Here is a 16,516-nt window from a genome sequence, read left to right on the forward strand (position 1 = left end):
CCGACCACCCCCTGGAGGCACCATGGCAATGACCGGAACGTTCGCCGAATCGGGAGCCGATCTCCGGCTCGACCAGATCACGAAGTCCTTCCCCGGCCACACCGCGGTGGACAGCCTCGACCTGACGGTGCCCGCCGGCTCGTTCTTCGCGTTGCTCGGCCCGTCGGGCTGCGGCAAGACGACGACCCTGCGGCTCGTCGCCGGGCTCGAGGAACCCACGAGCGGCACCATCACCATCGGCGGCCAGGACGTCACCGACACGAAGCCGTACCAGCGGCCGGTCAACACGGTGTTCCAGAACTACGCGCTGTTCCCGCACATGAGCGTGCTCGACAACGTCGCGTTCGGGCTGAAGCGGCGCCGGATCCCGGACCCGATGACGAAGGCGACGGAAGCGCTGCGGCTCGTCGAGCTCGAGGGGTCGGCGTCGAAGCGTCCCGCCCAGCTCTCCGGAGGCATGCAGCAGCGCGTCGCCCTGGCCCGAGCGATCGTGAACCGGCCGGCCCTGCTGCTGCTCGACGAACCCCTCGGCGCCCTGGACCTGAAGCTCCGCCACCAGATGCAGCTCGAGCTGAAGACGATCCAGGCCGAGGTCGGACTCACCTTCCTGCACGTCACCCACGACCAGGAAGAGGCGATGACGATGGCCGACACGGTCGCCGTCATGAACGGCGGTCGGATCGAGCAGATGGGCAGCCCGGAGGACCTGTACGAGCTGCCGCGCACGGCGTTCGTCGCGAACTTCCTGGGCCAGTCGAACCTGCTCGAGGGCGATGTCCGTGGCGCCGACGCCGGCCTGCTCGTCGTCGCCACCGCGGCCGGCTCGATCGCCGTGCCGGCCGACCGAGCCGTCGCCACGACCGGTCGCGTCGTCGTCGGCGTCCGGCCCGAGAAGCTCAAGATCCGCACCGCCGAACCGACCCCCGAGGCCGGACGGAACATCCTCGGGCCCGGTCGGGTCGTGGACGTCTCGTTCTCCGGTGTCAGCACCCAGTACCTGGTCGACGTGCCGGGCGCCGGCCGCGTCTCGGTGTTCGCGCAGAACTCGAAGGGCGGGCCGCGGGTCGCGACCGGCACCGAGGTCTGGCTCACGTGGGGCGTCGACCACGGTTTCGGTCTGGAGGCCCACCCCGCGTCCGACCGGGCCGTCACCACCCAGGACGACCCGGGCCTCCAGGCCGTCCCCGCAACGGCAGGATCACTCGCGTGACCGGCGCGGTACCCGGTCCGGACCTGCTACGCGGGCTGACGTCGGCCCGCGTGAGCCGACGCGGCCTGCTCGCAGGCGGCGGGGCCTCCGCGCTGGCCGCCCTGCTCACCGGTTGCAGCATCAAGGGCTCCGCCGCCGCCGGTGCCGAGGACACCGTCGACTGGGCGGCGTTCTGGAAGGACGCGAAGGCAACCGGCACCCTGAACTTCGCGAACTGGCCGCTGTACATCGACTCCGACCACGGCAAGTCCGAGTCCCTGGCGCTGTTCAAGGAGGAGACCGGGATCGCGGTCGACTACCAGGCGGTGATCCAGGACAACGCGACCTTCTACGCGACCGTCTCACCGATCCTGCGGGCGCACGGTGCGACCGGCTACGACCTCGTCGTCATGACGAACGGGTTCGAGCTGACCCAGATGATCAAGAACGGGTTCGTGTGCGAGCTCGACCACTCGCGGCTGCCGAACTTCGCCGCGAACGCCTCGGACTCCGTCAAGGACCCCATCTACGACCCGGGCAACAAGCACTCCGTGGTGTGGCAGACCGGGTTCACCGGGCTCGCCTACAACCCGAAGTACACCGGGCGGAAGATCACCTCGCTCAAGGACCTGCACGACCCGGCCTTCAGGGGCCGCATCGGGCTGATGAGCGACAACACCGAACTCGGGTCGCTCGGACTGCTCGCCCTCGGCATCGACCCGGAGACCTCGACGCCCGCCGACTGGCGGAAGGCCCAGGCGTGGCTGCGCGAACTGCGGCCGAGCGTCACCGGCTTCTACGACCAGAGCTACATCAACCGGCTGGAGAACGGCGACACCTGGATCACCCAGGCGTGGTCCGGTGACGTGTTCCAGGCGCAGCAGTCCGGGTTCCCCGACCTGGAGTTCGTCACGCCGGAAGAGGGGCAGATGACCTGGCACGACAACATGCTCATCCCACGGCAGGCCGCGAACCCGGTGTCGGCGCTCGAGTGGATGAACTTCTACTACACGCCGAAGGTCGCCGGGATCGTCGAGGACTGGGTCAACTACGTCTGCCCGGTGCCCGCGGCCGAGGACTACGTACGGGACGAACTCGACGACGCCACCGTGGCGGACAGTCCGCTCGTGTTCCCCTCTGCTGACGTGCTGGAGCAGTCGCACGAGTTCCGGGTGTTCGAGAACTACGACGAGTACTCGGAGTGGAACGGCATCTTCAACGCGGTGGTGCAGTCGTGAGCGCGGTCGGGGTGGCGCCGGGGCTCGCTCACGGTGGTCCAGGTGGTTCCGCCGGCCCCGCGCCGGTGCGGCGGGGACGCCGTCGGAGCACACCGTTCTTCCTGGCGCTCGTCGGCACCGCGTACCTCTGCGTGTTCTTCGTCATCCCGCTGGTGTCCGGGCTGATCGTCTCGCTCATGACCGGCAACCCGGACGACGGCTACACGTTCACCTGGAACTTCGGGATCTACGGCTCGCTGTTCATCGACCCGCAGGTGCCCTACCTGACGTTCCTGCTCCGGTCGCTCTGGTACGGCGCCGCCGCCACGATCGCCTGCATCGTCGTCGGGTACCCGGTGGCGTACTTCATCGCGTTCCGGGTGTCCCCGCGGTGGAAGAACCCGCTGCTCATGCTCGTGTTCATCAGCTTCCTGGTGTCGTTCATCATCCGGACCGACATGTGGGCGTTCGTGCTCGCGTCGCAGGGCCCGGTCGTCACGACGCTGCAGGCGCTCGGACTGGCCGGCAAGGACTTCCACATCCTCGGCACCGGCGGCGCGGTGATCTTCGGCGACGCCTACAACGACCTGGCCTTCATGGTGCTGCCGATCTACGCCGCCCTCGAGCGCATCGACCCACGACTCGGCGAGGCCGCGAACGACCTGTACGCCGGCAAGTTCCGGGCCTTCTGGCACACCACGCTCCCGCTGTCCCGCTCGGGCATCTTCGCCGGGGTCCTGCTCGTCTTCATCGACAGCGTCGGCGACCCGGTGAACTCGGCCCTGCTCGGCGGCACGAACACGTACACGATCGGTCAGGCGATCCAGGACGCCTACTCCGGCAACCAGCAGTACAACGTCGCCGCAGCCCTGTCCACCGTGCTCATGGTCGTGCTCGGCATCATCCTGTTCATCTACGCCCGCGTCTCCGGCACCGACGACCTCGAGGACCTCGTATGACCGCCGTCGCACCGTCCCGCTCGTCCGCCGCTCCGGCCTCGCCCGTGACCGGTTCCGTCGCCGGTCGCCCGCGACGTCACGGGGTGAACCGTCGTGGGCCCTGGCTCGCCATCGTGTACTGGGTGACGATCGCGATCACCCTGGTGCCGATCGTCTACATGATCGTGTACTCGTTCAACGACGCCCCCACCAACCGGCTGTCGTTCGCCTGGAACGGTTTCACGACCTACTGGTACGCGAACCTGGTGAACGTGTCCGGGCTCGGGGCGGCGTTCGTCACCTCGGTGCTCGTCGCGTTCCTCGCCGCGATCATCTCCGTCGCGATCGGGCTGCCCCTCGCACTGGCGCTGGAGCGGTACCGGTTCCCGGGTCGCGGTGTCGTGAACACCGTCGTGTTCGCCGACATCGCGGCGCCGTCGATCGTCGTGGGTTCCGCGTCGCTCTCCTTCTTCCTGTCGGTGGGGCTCGGCACCGGGTTCCTGACCGTGCTCATCACGCACGTGGCGTTCGACGTCGCCTACGTCGTCGTCGTGCTGCGGGCCCGGATCGCGGGGACCTCGCGCGCACTCGAGGAAGCCGCCGGTGACCTCGGGGCGACACCGTTCCAGGCCTTCCGGCTCGTCACCCTGCCGCTGTTGGCGCCGGGCATGCTCGCCGCGGGGCTGCTCGCGCTCGCGATGTCGATCGACGACTACGTGATCACCTCGTTCGTCGCCGGACCCGCGGTCACCTTCCCGCTGTTCGTCTACGGGGCGGCGAAGGCCGGGATGCCGCCGCAGGTGCTGTGCTTCGGGACGCTCGTGTTCGCGGTGGGGCTGCTCGTCGCGCTGCTGAACGGGGCGCTCAACCGGCGGTTGGCGCGCACGCGGGGGTAGGGCTTCGCGCGCTGGTGCGCCGGCCCGCTGGTGCTCTGGTGCGAGGTTCCGTACTCGGTGCGAGCCCGCGCGCCTCGCACCGAGCACGCAACCTCGCACGGGGCCACGAGGTGCTCCACCAGCGGAGGTGACGACCGGTGGACGGGAGTGTTACGGGCACGAGTCGGGCGGTGTGCCGCGGTGCGCGCCACAGCCGCCGCGCGTAGGTTCCAGCCATGAGTGCAGAGCTGACGCTCGGCGCCGAGGAAGAGCTGCACCTCATCGACCTCGAGTCCGGCCGACTTTCCGCGAAGGCCCCGCGCCTTCTGCCCAAACTGCCCACGGATCGCTTCGGCGCGGAACTGCAGCGCACGACGATCGAGACGAACACCCCGGTGGTGCGGACCCTCGACGACCTGCGGCGGGTGATCGTCGACCTGCGCAGTGAACTCAGCGCCGCGATCGCCCCGGCCGGCGTCACCATCGCCGCCGTCGGCACCGCGCCGAGGTCGGAGTACGCCGACTTCGAGCTGAGCGCCGGCGGTCGGTACGGCCGGATGCAGGAGCAGTACCGGATGCTCGTCGACGAACAACTCATCTGCGGCCTGCAGGTGCACGTCGGCGTGAGCGACCGCGACCTGGCGGTGCTGATCGCCCAGCGGGTGGCGCCGGTGCTCCCCGTGCTGCTGGCCCTGAGCGCGTCGAGTCCGTTCTGGAACGGGCAGGACACCGGGTACGCCTCGTTCCGGAGCATCATCTGGCAGCGGTGGCCGTCGGCCGGCAGCTTCGGTCCGGTCGCGGACGCCGCCGAGTACGACCGGGTGCTCGACGACCTGATCGCCTCGGGGGTTATCGCCGACAAGAAGATGGCCTACTTCGACGTGCGACCGTCGTCACACGCGCCGACCCTCGAACTGCGGGTCTGCGACGCGACCCCGGTGGTGGACGACGCCGTGCTCATCGCCGGACTCTTCCGCGCCGCAGTGCGCAAGGCCGAGAAGTCGGTCGTGTCCGGCGCCGAGTGGCACCCGCGCAGCGAGCCCCTGCACCGAGCTGCGATGTGGCAGGCCGCTCGCTCCGGGTTGAGCGGCGAGCTGGTCGGCCTCGGGCAGCACCCCGAGCGCCTGCCCGCCGAGGTCGCGGTGCGCCAGCTCGTGTCCCGCCTGCGCCCGGAGCTCGAGGAGCTCGGCGACTGGGGCACGGTGACGGAGCTGCTCGACGCGACCCTGGCCCGCGGCAACTCCACCGACCGGCAGCGCACCGCGTACGCCGAGCGTGGGGAGATGGACGACGTCGTCGCCCTGGTGGTGGAGGACACCGCGGGGCTCCCGTCCGGACGCGACGAGGACCCGGTGGTCCCGATCCCCGGGTACCGGGTCCGCGCCGGCGACGAGGCGGTCGGCCCGGGGGCACGCCCCCGTCCGGCGTTCCGTGACCTGGCGGCCTTCTTCAGCGGCTGGGACGCCCAGACCGCGATCGAGCGGTGCACGGCGCGCGACGTCTGGACCCGTGAGCACCACGTCGGCTTCGTGGTGGACGGCGGCGCGCAGGAGTTCGGCTGCGACCTGGTGCCCCGGACGATCAGCGCGTACGAGTGGTCCCAGCTCGAGCGTGGCCTGGGGCAGCGGGCCCGCGCGATCGAACTGTTCCTGCGTGACGCGTACGGCGACCGGCGGATCGTGGCCGACGGCGTGCTGGACGCGGACCACTTCGTCGGCGCGAAGGGCTGGGACCCGGACGCCACCAGGCTCCCGACGTCCGCGGTCCGAGCGCCGGTGCTCGGGTTCGACCTGGTGCGCAACGAGTTCGGCGGCTGGCGGGTGCTCGAGGACAACGTCCGCTCGCCCTCGGGCGTCGCGTACGGCATCGCCCTGCGCGAGCTGATGGACGACGTCGTGCCGGACGCCCCGCGGCCGGCGCACCTGCGGGACCCGCACGGCGTGACCGACCGGTTGCGCCGGACCCTCTGCGCGAACACCACCGCGGTGACGGGCGCGACCGACCCGGTGATCGCGCTGGTCAGCGACGGCCCTGCCGCCGGCGCGTGGTTCGAGCACCGCAGGCTGGCCGACGGGGCCGGGTTGCGCCTGGTGTCCGGATCCGACCTGGACGTCCGGGACGGACGCGTGGTCGACGCGACGACGGGTGACGTGCTCGACGGGCTGTACCTGCGGATCGACCGCGACGTCAGCGCGCTGACGGCTGAGCACGCACCCGACCTGGGTGCGCGGATCCTCGACGCGGTGGAGGCAGGACGCGTCTACCTGGCGAACGCGCCGGGCAACGCGCTGGTCGACGACAAGGCGATGTACGTCACCGTGCCGGACCTGATCTGGTACTACCTGGACGAGAAACCCCTGCTGGCATCGGTGCCGACGTACCGCACGAGCATCGAGGTCGAACGGCTGTCGGTCCTGGACCGCGTCGGGGAACTCGTCACGAAGCCGGTCGACGGCGAGGGCGGCCGCGGGGTCCTGATCGGACCGAGCGCGAGCGCCCCCGAGGTCGCCGAGCGACGGCGCGAGATCGCCGCGGACCCCGCCGGGTGGGTGGGGCAGGAGGTGGTGCAGCTGTCCTCGCACCCGACGATCGGACCCGCCGGGCTCGACCCGCGACACGTGGACCTGCGGGCCTTCGTCTACGCGACGGGGACCGGACCGGACGACGTGCACCTGGCCGACGTCGCCCTGACGCGCGTCGCGCCCGAGGGCAGCATGGTCGTCAACTCGTCGCAGGGCGGTGGCGCGAAGGACACGTGGATCGTGGGGAACGCCCGGGCGGACACCGAGGGAGAGCGCTGATGTGTGGACTCGCGGGCGAGATCCGGTTCGACGGCCGAGCGCCGGACGTCGGGGCGGTCGCCCGGATGACCGGCTGCATGACGCACCGCGGCCCGGACGGCGACGGCCTGTGGGCTCGCGGCCCGGTCGCCCTCGGGCACCGACGGCTGTCCATCGTCGACCTGTCCACCGCGGGCGCGCAGCCGATGGTGCTGGCCGAGGCCGGGCTGACGATCGCCTACAACGGGATGGTCTACAACTACCGGCAGCTCCGCGACGAGCTGCACGGCAAGGGGCACCGGTTTGCGTCGACGTCGGACACCGAGGTCATCGCGTTGGCGTACGCCGAGTGGGGCACCGCGTTCGTCGACCACCTGATCGGGATGTTCGCCATCGCCATCTGGGAGCACGGCGGCGGCCGACTGGTGCTGGCGCGGGACCGGCTCGGCATCAAGCCGCTCTACGTCGCCCCCGTCCCGGGCGGGCTCCGGTTCGCGAGCTCCCTGCCGGCGATCCTGGCCGGCGACGCCGGCAGCGGCCGCACGAGCGGCAGCGGCGGCACGAGCGCCAGCGGCACGAGCGCCAGCGGCACCAGCGCAGGCGGCGTCGACACGTCCATCGACCCCGTCGCCTTCGCCTCGTACATGAGCTTCCACTCGATCGTCCCCGCGCCCCGCACGATCCTGGCCGGCGTCGGCAAGCTCCCGCCCGCGACCGTCCGGGTGATCGAACCCGACGGCACCGCGCACGACACCGTCTACTGGGAGCCCCGTTTCGAGCGTGACCCCGCCAGGGCCGACTGGTCCGAGCGCGACTGGGAGCAGGCGTTCATCGGGTCGCTCCGCACCGCTGTCGAGCGCCGGATGGTCGCCGACGTCCCCGTCGGGGTGCTGCTCTCCGGCGGGATCGACTCCTCGCTCGTGGTCGGGCTGCTCGCCGAGGCCGGGCAGCAGGACCTCGCCACGTTCAGCATCGGGTTTGAAGCAGCCGGCGGTGAGTCCGGCGACGAGTTCGAGTACTCCGACCAGGTCGCCCGGCACTTCGGCACCGACCACCACCGCATCCACATCCCCTCGTCGCGCCTGCTCGACGGCATCGACGGTGCGGTCGCCGCCATGAGCGAGCCGATGGTCAGCCACGACTGCGTCGCCTTCTACCTGCTGTCGCAGGAGGTCTCGCAGCACGTCAAGGTGGTGCAGTCCGGCCAGGGTGCGGACGAGGTGCTCGCCGGGTACGACTGGTACCCGCCGCTCGCCGACGTCCCCCGCGACCAGGCCGCCGAGGCCTACCGTTCCGTGTTCATGGACCGCCGCTGGCCCGCGCTGCAGGGGCTGCTCGGGGAGCGGTGGAAGAGCGACGACGACACCCCGTCGTCGTTCGTGGACCGCCAGTTCGCACGGCCGGGAGCAGAGACCAGCGTCGACGCCGCGCTCCGCAGCGACACCACGATCATGCTCGTCGACGACCCGGTGAAGCGCGTCGACAACATGACGATGGCGTGGGGCCTCGAGGCCCGCGTGCCGTTCCTGGACCACGAGTTCGTCGAGCTCGCCGCCGCGATCCCGCCGTCGATGAAACTCACCGACGGCGGGAAGGGCGTGATGAAGCGCGCCTCGCGCGGGATCGTGCCCGACGCCGTCATCGACCGCAGCAAGGGCTCGTTCCCGGTCCCCGCCATCCGGCAGCTCGAGGGCCCGTACCTGGAGCGCGTCCGCGACGCACTGCACGCACCCGAGGCGCGGGATCGCGGGCTCTTCGACCCCGCCACCGTCGAGCGGATGCTGCAGGACCCGAACAGCACCAGGACCGCGATCGGCGCGAACGCGCTCTGGCAGCTCGGCCTGATCGAGATGTGGCTGCAGCAGCAGGGGGTGCGGTGACCGTGGGTGCCGTCCGGACTGGAGGCGCGCAGGGCGTTGCGTCGTCGGCCACCGTCGAGCCGTCGGTCACCACCAGGGCCGCATCCGACCTGGGTGCGCGGCTCACCGCCGCCTGGGGGTCGTGGGGACCGACCATGACCCGGAACGCCCGGCGCGTGGCGTTCGTGAGCGACCGGCACGGCACCCCCGAGGTCTTCGTGCAGGACGTCGTCGTCGACGGTGAACTGCCGGAACCGGTGCGGATCGTGCTCTCCGACGACCCCGTGATCCGGGTGTCGTGGTCGTCCGACGGGGAGTGGCTCGCCGTCGCCATCGCGACCGACGGCGGCGTGAAGCAGCAGGTCTGGGTGGTGCGGCCGGACGGCTCCGACGCCGCGCAGATCGCCGGCTCGCGGTACCAGCACGCCGAACTCGGACCGTGGAGCCGCAGCGGCCACCGGGTCGTCATCACCCTGCCCTCGACCGAGCCCGAGCAGCCGGCCCGTGCGTACCTGGTCGACCCGGTCACCGGTGATCGCGACGACCTGGCCGTCGGGGAGCTCATCCACATCCTCGACCTGTCGGTGGAGGAACGGCTCGTCGTGCTGAGCGACGGGCAGCGTGGGCAGGAGTTCGTCGTGGTCGTCGACCGGCTGACCGACGAGAGCCACGCCCTGTTCGCCGACGACCCCGACGGGTCCGCCGAGATCGCGTTCCTGCGGCCCTCGCCCGCGAGCGAGACCAGCCCGCTCGTCGCCTACGTCGCCACCGAGGCCGGACTGCCCCGCCGCGGACTCGTCGCGCAGCCGGTCGGGCCGCACGGCTGGCGCGGCACGCCCCGGCGGATCGTCGAGCGCGACGACGCCGAGCTCGAGTACCTGGACGCCGACGACGCCGGCCGCACGCTGCTGCTCGTCTGGAATGTCGACGGTCGCAGTGAACTCGACCTCATCAACACGCACGACGCCTCGCGCACCCCGGTGCCGGACCTGCCCGGGTACGTCGTCACCGATCCCGTGCTCAGCCGTGACGGCCGGAGCGTCCTGCTCGCCGTCGAGGGACCGACCCGTCCGCGCGAACTGTGGCGACTCGACACGAACGCGCTGACCTGGAGCCGGGTCACCGACGTGCCGGTGCTGCCGGACGTGCAGCTGGTCGAGCCGACGCTCGAGCGGTTCGCCGCCCGCGACGGACTGGAGCTGACCGGGTGGCTGTACCGGGCCGTGGAGCCGACCGCGTCGACGGCGGACGCCGACCCTGGTGGTGGTGCCGTGCCTCCCGGCCGCGCAGCGCTCGTCCACCTGCACGGCGGACCGGAGTCGCAGGAACGACCCACGTTCTCGCCGCAGCACCAGGCGCTCGCCGCCGCCGGGGTGACCGTGTTCGCGCCGAACATCCGCGGGTCCTCCGGGTACGGTCACGAGTTCGTGCACGCCGACGACCTGGCGCTGCGGTGGAACGCGCTCGCCGACGTCGTCGACTCCGCGCGGTTCCTGGTGACCAACGGGTACGCCGATCGCTCCCGCGTCGCCGTCGAGGGGCGCTCGTACGGCGGGTACGCGACCCTCGCGTCGCTGGCGTTCACGCCCGACGTGTTCGCGGCCGGGGTCGCGGTGTGCGGGATGAGCGACTTCGCGACCTTCTACCGGGACACCGAACCGTGGATCGCGGCTGCTGCCGCCACGAAGTACGGCCACCCCGTCGAGGACGAAGCCCTGCTCGCGGCCCTGTCGCCGATGCGCGCGATCGACGACGTCACGGCGCCGCTGCTCGTCGTGCACGGCGAGCTCGACACGAACGTGCCGATCGGTGAGGCGCACCAGGTGGTCGCGGCGCTGCGGGAGCGGGCGCGCGATGTGGAGTACCTGGAGCTCGAGGGCGAGGGGCACGAGTACCGGCGGGCGGCGTCGCAGGCGCTGCTCGTGCGGCGGATGGTGGAGTTCGTGGCGGCGCGTTTGGCGTGAGGCGGCTCGCACGGGCCGTGAGCCCCCTCGCACCGTGCGAGCCGCGGCACGGCGTCACCGGGTGCAACGATGCGCCGGCGGCGCTCGCCGCGGGCAGAGAATGGTGGGATGACGACGACTGCGCCGACCTCGACCGCGCTGCCCCGACTCGGAGAGGTCCTCGTGACCTCGGCAGCGGAGGTCGAGCAGGTCGTCCACCGTGCCACGAACCAGTACGCCTCCGGTGTCGTCGCGGACACCGCCGGGTGGACGGACGGCGATCGTCGGCGGATCGAGGACCTCGGGTTCCGTGGTGGTGACTCCCGCGGTGAGGCGCTCCGGACGCTCGACCTGACCATCGCCGACGACGGCACGCCGACGCGGATGCTCGACGCCCCCGCGATGGCCGCACTGAACAGCCACCACGCACGGTTCGCCGAGCGGCGCGGCGACGTCGTCCGGTACCAGACCGACGTGTCGGTGTGGACGGGGATCCCCGAGCAGCCCACCGCGCAGGACTGGGAGGACGTCCGGGCGCTGCTCGGGTCGGGCGGGATGCTCGGCGTCGGTGCGGCTGCCGTCCTGCCCGAGGGGTGGGAGCTCGTCGACGGCGCCGGGGGTGTGCAGCTGACCGGTGAGGCGATCGAGGGTGCGCCGGACGACGAAGCCGTCGTGCTGACGCCCGACGACGTGCCGGAGATGACCGCCCTGGTGGAGCGGACGAAGCCGGGGCCGTTCCTGCCGCGGACGATCGAGCTCGGCACCTACCTGGGCATCCGGCGGGACGGACGGCTCGTCGCCATGGCGGGGGAGCGCCTGCACCCGCCGGGGTGGACCGAGATCAGCGCGGTGTGCACGGACGAGGCGTACCGCGGGCAGGGGTTCGGGCGGCGGCTCGTGCTCGCCGTCGCGCACGGGATCCGGGAGCGGGGCGAGACCCCGCTGATGCACGCAGCCGCCGGGAACACCGGGGCGATCGGGCTGTACCAGCACCTGGGGTTCCGATTGCGGGACCGCGGGGCGCCGCGGTTCGTGCGGGTGCCGTGAGCGGCGTCCGGGCCTGAGGGGTCAGAACGCGGCGAGGGCGCTGCGGAGCATGTCGTGGCCCTGGGCCTCGAAGCCCTCGTCGCCGACCGCGTAGGCCCAGGTCGCCGTCCCCACTGCTTCGCGGAGTTGCAGCCAGCGCCACGCGTCCGGAGTGCGCGGATCGTCGCCGTACCCGTCGAAGAACGCCGCTTCGAGGGCTGCATCGTGCTGCCAGTGGAGCACCGCGAGGCGGGTGAGGTCGAAGGACGCTGGCCGCCAGCCGAAGCGGCCGTAGTCGATGACGCGGAGCCGTCCGTCGTCCACGATCCAGTTGCGCGGGTGGAAGTCGCCGTGGGTCGCAACGAGGGACTGCGTCGTGCTGTCGGTCGGGAGCTCGCCCAGCGCCGCTCGTGCACGGGCGACGACTCCCGCGGGGATTCGGTGCGGGGTGTCGAGCGCGGCCAGTGCCTTCGCCTGCTCGTGCTGCACGAACGTCGGATCGTGGCGGGTCTCCTGGTCGTGCAGCCATCGGAGCAGTGCTCCGGCCTGTCGGAGGACGTCGGTGTCGTGCTCGTCCGGGGTCCCGAGGGCGAGGTGCCCGGGGACGCGTTCGAGCACGAGGACGCGGTGCTCCTCGTTCGCGGCGACGAGGGCACCGGTGTCCCCGCTGGCTCGGAGTGCGGCGGTGGCGGTGCGGTGTGCTTCGAGCTCGCGGGGGAAGTGGGTGTTGGTCGGGCCGGAGGCCTTCACGGTGAAGCGGTCGTCGCCAGCGCGGACGTGCAGGACCCTTGTGTCGAGGAGCCCCCACGACTCATCAGCCACGACGACGGCATCGGGGAGTGTTTGCTGCACGAACGCGATCTGGTCGTCGTCGAGTCCGGTGTCCCCCCAGTGCATGGCGGCACGTTACCGTCCTGCTCCGACCACTGGAACCCCTCGACAACGTCTCGGCCGCCGATCCGCTGCCACCGCATGTCGACGTTCCGCGTGCCGGTTCGTCCTACGCTGGCGGTGTGGACGAGTGGTGGGATCTTTGTTGACGCGGCCAGGGTGCCGATGGGTGGGACGTTCCGGCGCGGTGACGCGGGTTGGCCGGGCGGGGCGTTCCATCTGGTGGTCACGGTGTGCGTCTACCGAGCCGACGGAACCGTCCTGCTCACGCAGCGAGCTCCGATGAAGGAATTCGCCTTCGGGTGGGAGTTCCCCGGTGGGAGCGCGTTCGCAGGCGAGACTGGTCTTGCAGCTGCGTGCCGAGAGCTGCTCGAGGAGACCAACGTCACAGTCGAGCCCGAGGCTCTGCGCCGCGTCGGCCGCTTCATCGAGGAGACGGCGCTCGTGGACCTCTTCGTCGTGCAGGAGCCGAGTGGGTCCGCGGTGCGAGCGGATCCGACCGAGGTGATGGGTTCGCGCTGGGTCTCCCTGTCGGAGGTCACCGCGCTTCGTCAGAATGGGGTGATGGCAGAACCATGGGGGCCGCGGCTGGATGCGCTGTGGCCAGCGGCGATGGCATCGATCCTCGCTGCCCGCATGGCACTCTGATGACGTCCGAGAGACGGACCAGAACAGGAGCCCGATGGCGTCCCGCATCCAACGCGCACCGCTCGGCGACCGCGGCGCGCTGTGGAACCTCGCCCTCATCTGGGTCGTCATCGTCGTCGGGCTGCTGGCCGCGATCGGCTGCGTCGGCTACATCCTGAACGAGAGCCTCATCTCGTACAGCACTTGTGGCGCCCGCACCGTTTCCTGCGGTGATGCCGGCTGGTACAGCAGCATGGGCCTCACCTTCTTCGGCGGCTTCGCTGCAGTCATCACCGGCGGTGCGTTCGGCATCCGCCGCCACCACCGCGCCAGCGGCGTCTGGTACCCGCTCGCCGGCCTCGGCGGCGCCCTCCTGCTGACCGCGGCCGCCGTCGTCATCCTCAAGGCGGCGACGAACACGTAGATCGCCGCACCTTGCCGTCGCGGCAGTCGGGGTCGGACGGCCGTAGTCCCCGTTTCAGTGAGCCATCGGCACTGCTATCCGATGGTGACCTGCCTGCTGTACGACGGCATGCCCTTGCCTGCTGCGTTCACCGGGGTGACGGAGACCATGTTGCTCCCGGCGGACAACCCTGTGAGCGTCAGAGGGCTCGACGTTCCAGTCACACTGTCTCGGTAATCGGAGAGGATGTAGCTCGTGATGGGCAGGCCCCCATCACTTGCTGGCGCGTCGAACGACACGGTGACGGAACCGGGCCCGGTCGTCGTGCCGGTGATGGTGGGACGCCCTGGAGCCATCACGGTCATCGGCGCGGTCCCGAAGGACGTCGTTCCCGCCTTGCTGACGTTTCCCGTTGCGTCTACGGCGAACACCGCGATGGTGTACCGCTGGCCGGTCGGGAGCCGCGGCACCGCCGCGGAAGCGCCGGTGACCACCAGCGGCACACCGCTCTGGACGGTCGCGCCAGCACCGTCGCCCTGCACGAGACGAGCGACGACCGACGTTGCGTCCTTCGATGTGGACGACGTCCACTTCACCTTCGTCGGTGTTGCTGAACCGACCCGGATCCCGGTCGGGGCTGCCGGTGCCGTGACGTCGGACCGTGCTTGCCACTGCAGCGTGCCGTGCTGTGCGATCTTGTCGACGCAGTACTGCGTGAACGACATGTCGACCGTGTCCGGCAACCCGCTGACGGGGTCGAGCTTGAACTGCTTCACCGTCATCGTGCCGTTGGTGTCGCATCCGTACCCATCGACGGTTGTGACGATCGAGTACTTCCCACTGATCGTCGTCTTCGTCGTACCGAGGGGAAACACCTTGCCGTAGGGGCCTTCGAGGCGGACGCTGACGATGCCGCCGCTGCCGTCGAGGTCATCCGCCTTGAACCACCAAGCGAGTGCGCTGTACGAGATCGACATCGCCGTTGAGCCGGAGGTTGCCTTCGTCGTCTTGCCCTTGTTGACCATGTCCTTCCCGGAGGAGGTGATCATCGTCTTCCCGAGGAACGCCGAACCGGTCAACGCCACCGTCTGCGTTGCTCCGCCGACCGGCACGTTCACCACAGCGGTGGCGGGACCAGCGGTCCTCGGTCGGAAGTTGATGTTGAACGTGCAGGTCGCGTCGGCTGCGAGGGTGGCTTCGCAGGTGCTGTTGCTGACCGAGAACGACCTCGCGTTCACCCCCGTGACAGCCGGCTTCCCCATCGTGACCGGTGCTGTGCCGGTGTTGTGCACAGTCTCGACCTGGGTTGTCTTCGGCAACCCGATGAACGTCTTCGTGAACACGACGTTCCGTGCGCCCAGGATCACAGAGCCGGCAGCGTCCTCGCCGAACCGGAATTCGCCGACGCCCGGGACGACTGCGTCGAACCTGGTGATCTGACCGTTCGTCGGGTCGGACGCGAGGTCGAGGATCGAGAACTCGCCGTAGATGTACGTTCCGTCGATCTCGAGCGTCGGCTGCTTCTCGCTGTGCGGGTGGTTGCCGTCGAGCCAGTAGACCCCCGTCGTCAGTGGCTTCCCTTCTGGAGGGCTCAGCGTGAACGAACCGCGACCCGTGCCGGTCGTGCGAGCGTTGATACCTCGAGTGGTGTCGGCGTCGGTCAGGACGACGCTGTTCCCGTCAGCGAACTCGGGGACGCCCTTCGTCTGGTACCACGGGGACAAGATCTGCAAGACGCCCCCGCTCGCCGTGGCAGCGTTCGCCTCCGACGTGCCGACGCTGGTGAAGAGTCCTGCGGTGAGAAGTGCAACAGCACTGATGGCTGCTGAGCGGGCGATGCGCCGCATTGCGTAGTCCGTTCTGTCCCGGAGCACGCTCCCGGGTAGAGCGGCAAATGAACATTACTCCGCACTCAGGCAGGTACGCGCCGTGGGGCGACGGCATACCGCCTCCCCCTACCGCCAGCTTTCCGCCGCGCTGCTCGACCTGCACTTGTGCGCGCTGCTTCGACGTTCAACCGGGCGGTTCGGCATCGAGTTGAGCGCGGGGCTGAGTCGGCGCCGCCGGACCTTTTGCCACAGTTCGACGCTGGCACGTCCTCGTCCGGAAGGGTCGTCCCTCGCAGACAGGGCACCTCGCGCCCCTGCTCCACGCAGCCGAGCGTCCGGTAGCCGATCTTGGGTTCAGCTGGTCGTTGCAACACCACCGTGATTTGGAGTGTTGCAGATGGGATCGAGGCTGGAACAGCGTGCCCGAGAGGCGCGATTCTGGGAGCTACTCGGACAGGGCATGAGCAGGCCAACTGCTTGCGATGCTGTCGGCGTGCATCCACGTCAGGGCTACCGATGGTTCAAAGCCGCTCGCGGGAAGAACCCGTTCGAGCGCGCACCCCGTTCTGGCCGGTTCTTGAGCGAGGAGGAACGACTCCGGATCGCTGACCTCCGTCTGACTGGTGCCGGGGTTCGCCGGATTGCAGCGGAGCTCGGGCGGGCTCCTTCGACGATCAGTCGAGAGCTGGCCCGGAACAGCTCCCGCAATGGCGATTACCGGCCATACGCGGCCGAGAAGCGGTGCCGCGTCCGAGCGCGCCGGCCTAAGCCGCGGAAGCTGGACCGGGTCGAGCTCGCCCTGCAGGTCGAGTTGCGGTTGGTGCGGAACTGGTCCCCAGAGCAGATCCGTGATGACCTGATTCGGTCCTTCCCGAACCGGCCGGAGATGCACGTGTCGCACGAGACGATCTACCAGTCCCTGTTCGTCCAGGGCCGCGG

At 70.4% G+C, this 16,516-nt stretch carries 13 protein-coding genes; 11 read left to right on the forward strand and 2 right to left on the reverse strand.

What is annotated here, in order from left to right:
- Window positions 1-22 precede the first annotated feature (22 nt).
- From DEJ17_RS10640 to DEJ17_RS10675, 8 genes are all read left to right on the forward strand, one after another.
- Complete coding sequence (locus DEJ17_RS10640) at window positions 23-1,210, forward strand: ABC transporter ATP-binding protein (protein ID WP_110893702.1); 1,188 nt, start codon at window positions 23-25, stop codon at window positions 1,208-1,210.
- Window positions 1,207-2,427: a PotD/PotF family extracellular solute-binding protein gene (locus DEJ17_RS10645; protein ID WP_220033634.1), complete on the forward strand. Its 1,221-nt coding sequence runs from the start codon at window positions 1,207-1,209 to the stop codon at window positions 2,425-2,427. The genes DEJ17_RS10640 and DEJ17_RS10645 overlap by 4 nt, the downstream gene beginning before the upstream one ends.
- The gene (locus DEJ17_RS10650) at window positions 2,424-3,365 is read left to right on the forward strand and encodes an ABC transporter permease (RefSeq protein ID WP_146239692.1); all 942 of its coding nucleotides are present in this window, start codon (window positions 2,424-2,426) and stop codon (window positions 3,363-3,365) included. Before DEJ17_RS10645 ends, DEJ17_RS10650 begins: the two co-directional genes overlap by 4 nt.
- A complete protein-coding gene (locus DEJ17_RS10655; protein ID WP_110863659.1) occupies window positions 3,362-4,240 on the forward strand; it encodes an ABC transporter permease in 879 nt (292 codons plus the stop codon). The genes DEJ17_RS10650 and DEJ17_RS10655 overlap by 4 nt, the downstream gene beginning before the upstream one ends.
- A 215-nt stretch (window positions 4,241-4,455) precedes the next feature.
- The gene (locus DEJ17_RS10660) at window positions 4,456-7,020 is read left to right on the forward strand and encodes a carboxylate--amine ligase/circularly permuted type 2 ATP-grasp protein (protein ID WP_110893706.1); all 2,565 of its coding nucleotides are present in this window, start codon (window positions 4,456-4,458) and stop codon (window positions 7,018-7,020) included.
- Window positions 7,020-8,879: an N-acetylglutaminylglutamine amidotransferase gene (locus DEJ17_RS10665; RefSeq protein ID WP_110893708.1), complete on the forward strand. Its 1,860-nt coding sequence runs from the start codon at window positions 7,020-7,022 to the stop codon at window positions 8,877-8,879. The genes DEJ17_RS10660 and DEJ17_RS10665 overlap by 1 nt, the downstream gene beginning before the upstream one ends.
- Complete coding sequence (locus DEJ17_RS10670) at window positions 8,852-10,822, forward strand: S9 family peptidase (protein WP_258366758.1); 1,971 nt, start codon at window positions 8,852-8,854, stop codon at window positions 10,820-10,822. Before DEJ17_RS10665 ends, DEJ17_RS10670 begins: the two co-directional genes overlap by 28 nt.
- A 108-nt stretch (window positions 10,823-10,930) precedes the next feature.
- A complete protein-coding gene (locus DEJ17_RS10675; RefSeq protein WP_220033635.1) occupies window positions 10,931-11,848 on the forward strand; it encodes a GNAT family N-acetyltransferase in 918 nt (305 codons plus the stop codon).
- 21 nt (window positions 11,849-11,869) lie between these two features.
- Here DEJ17_RS10675 and DEJ17_RS10680 read toward each other — a convergent pair whose 3' ends face one another.
- On the reverse strand, window positions 11,870-12,724 hold the full coding sequence (locus tag DEJ17_RS10680) for an aminoglycoside phosphotransferase family protein (protein WP_110893712.1): 855 nt from the start codon (window positions 12,722-12,724) through the stop codon (window positions 11,870-11,872).
- A 75-nt stretch (window positions 12,725-12,799) separates the two neighbouring features.
- Between DEJ17_RS10680 and DEJ17_RS10685 the strand changes: the two genes are divergently transcribed.
- Entirely contained in the window at window positions 12,800-13,366 is a 567-nt protein-coding gene (locus tag DEJ17_RS10685) for an NUDIX domain-containing protein (protein WP_110893714.1), read from the forward strand.
- 34 nt (window positions 13,367-13,400) lie between these two features.
- The gene (locus tag DEJ17_RS10690) at window positions 13,401-13,769 is read left to right on the forward strand and encodes a hypothetical protein (protein WP_110893716.1); all 369 of its coding nucleotides are present in this window, start codon (window positions 13,401-13,403) and stop codon (window positions 13,767-13,769) included.
- Between the two features lie 74 nt (window positions 13,770-13,843).
- On the opposite strand, the gene DEJ17_RS10695 is transcribed toward DEJ17_RS10690, so the two are convergent.
- Complete coding sequence (locus DEJ17_RS10695; protein WP_181421136.1) at window positions 13,844-15,481, reverse strand: choice-of-anchor D domain-containing protein; 1,638 nt, start codon at window positions 15,479-15,481, stop codon at window positions 13,844-13,846.
- Window positions 15,482-16,070: 589 nt separating this feature from the next.
- On the opposite strand from DEJ17_RS10695, the gene DEJ17_RS10700 reads away from it, so the two are divergent.
- A partial coding sequence (locus tag DEJ17_RS10700; RefSeq protein WP_181421137.1) for a helix-turn-helix domain-containing protein occupies window positions 16,071-16,516 on the forward strand: 446 nt, incomplete at its 3' end.

Source organism: Curtobacterium sp. MCSS17_011, assembly GCF_003224275.1.
In the GTDB taxonomy this organism is placed as follows: Bacteria; Actinomycetota; Actinomycetes; order Actinomycetales; family Microbacteriaceae; genus Curtobacterium.

Bases quoted from the DNA above. Each gene is read 5' to 3' on its own strand.
- DEJ17_RS10640 (WP_110893702.1), top strand. From the start codon at position 23: ATGGCAATGACCGGAACGTTCGCCGAATCGGGAGCCGATCTCCGGCTC.
- DEJ17_RS10655 (WP_110863659.1), top strand. From the start codon at position 3,362: ATGACCGCCGTCGCACCGTCCCGCTCGTCCGCCGCTCCGGCCTCGCCC.
- DEJ17_RS10660 (WP_110893706.1), top strand. From the start codon at position 4,456: ATGAGTGCAGAGCTGACGCTCGGCGCCGAGGAAGAGCTGCACCTCATC.
- DEJ17_RS10665 (WP_110893708.1), top strand. From the start codon at position 7,020: ATGTGTGGACTCGCGGGCGAGATCCGGTTCGACGGCCGAGCGCCGGAC.
- DEJ17_RS10675 (WP_220033635.1), top strand. From the start codon at position 10,931: ATGACGACGACTGCGCCGACCTCGACCGCGCTGCCCCGACTCGGAGAG.
- DEJ17_RS10680 (WP_110893712.1), bottom strand. From the start codon at position 12,724: ATGCACTGGGGGGACACCGGACTCGACGACGACCAGATCGCGTTCGTG.
- DEJ17_RS10685 (WP_110893714.1), top strand. From the start codon at position 12,800: ATGTCGACGTTCCGCGTGCCGGTTCGTCCTACGCTGGCGGTGTGGACG.
- DEJ17_RS10690 (WP_110893716.1), top strand. From the start codon at position 13,401: ATGGCGTCCCGCATCCAACGCGCACCGCTCGGCGACCGCGGCGCGCTG.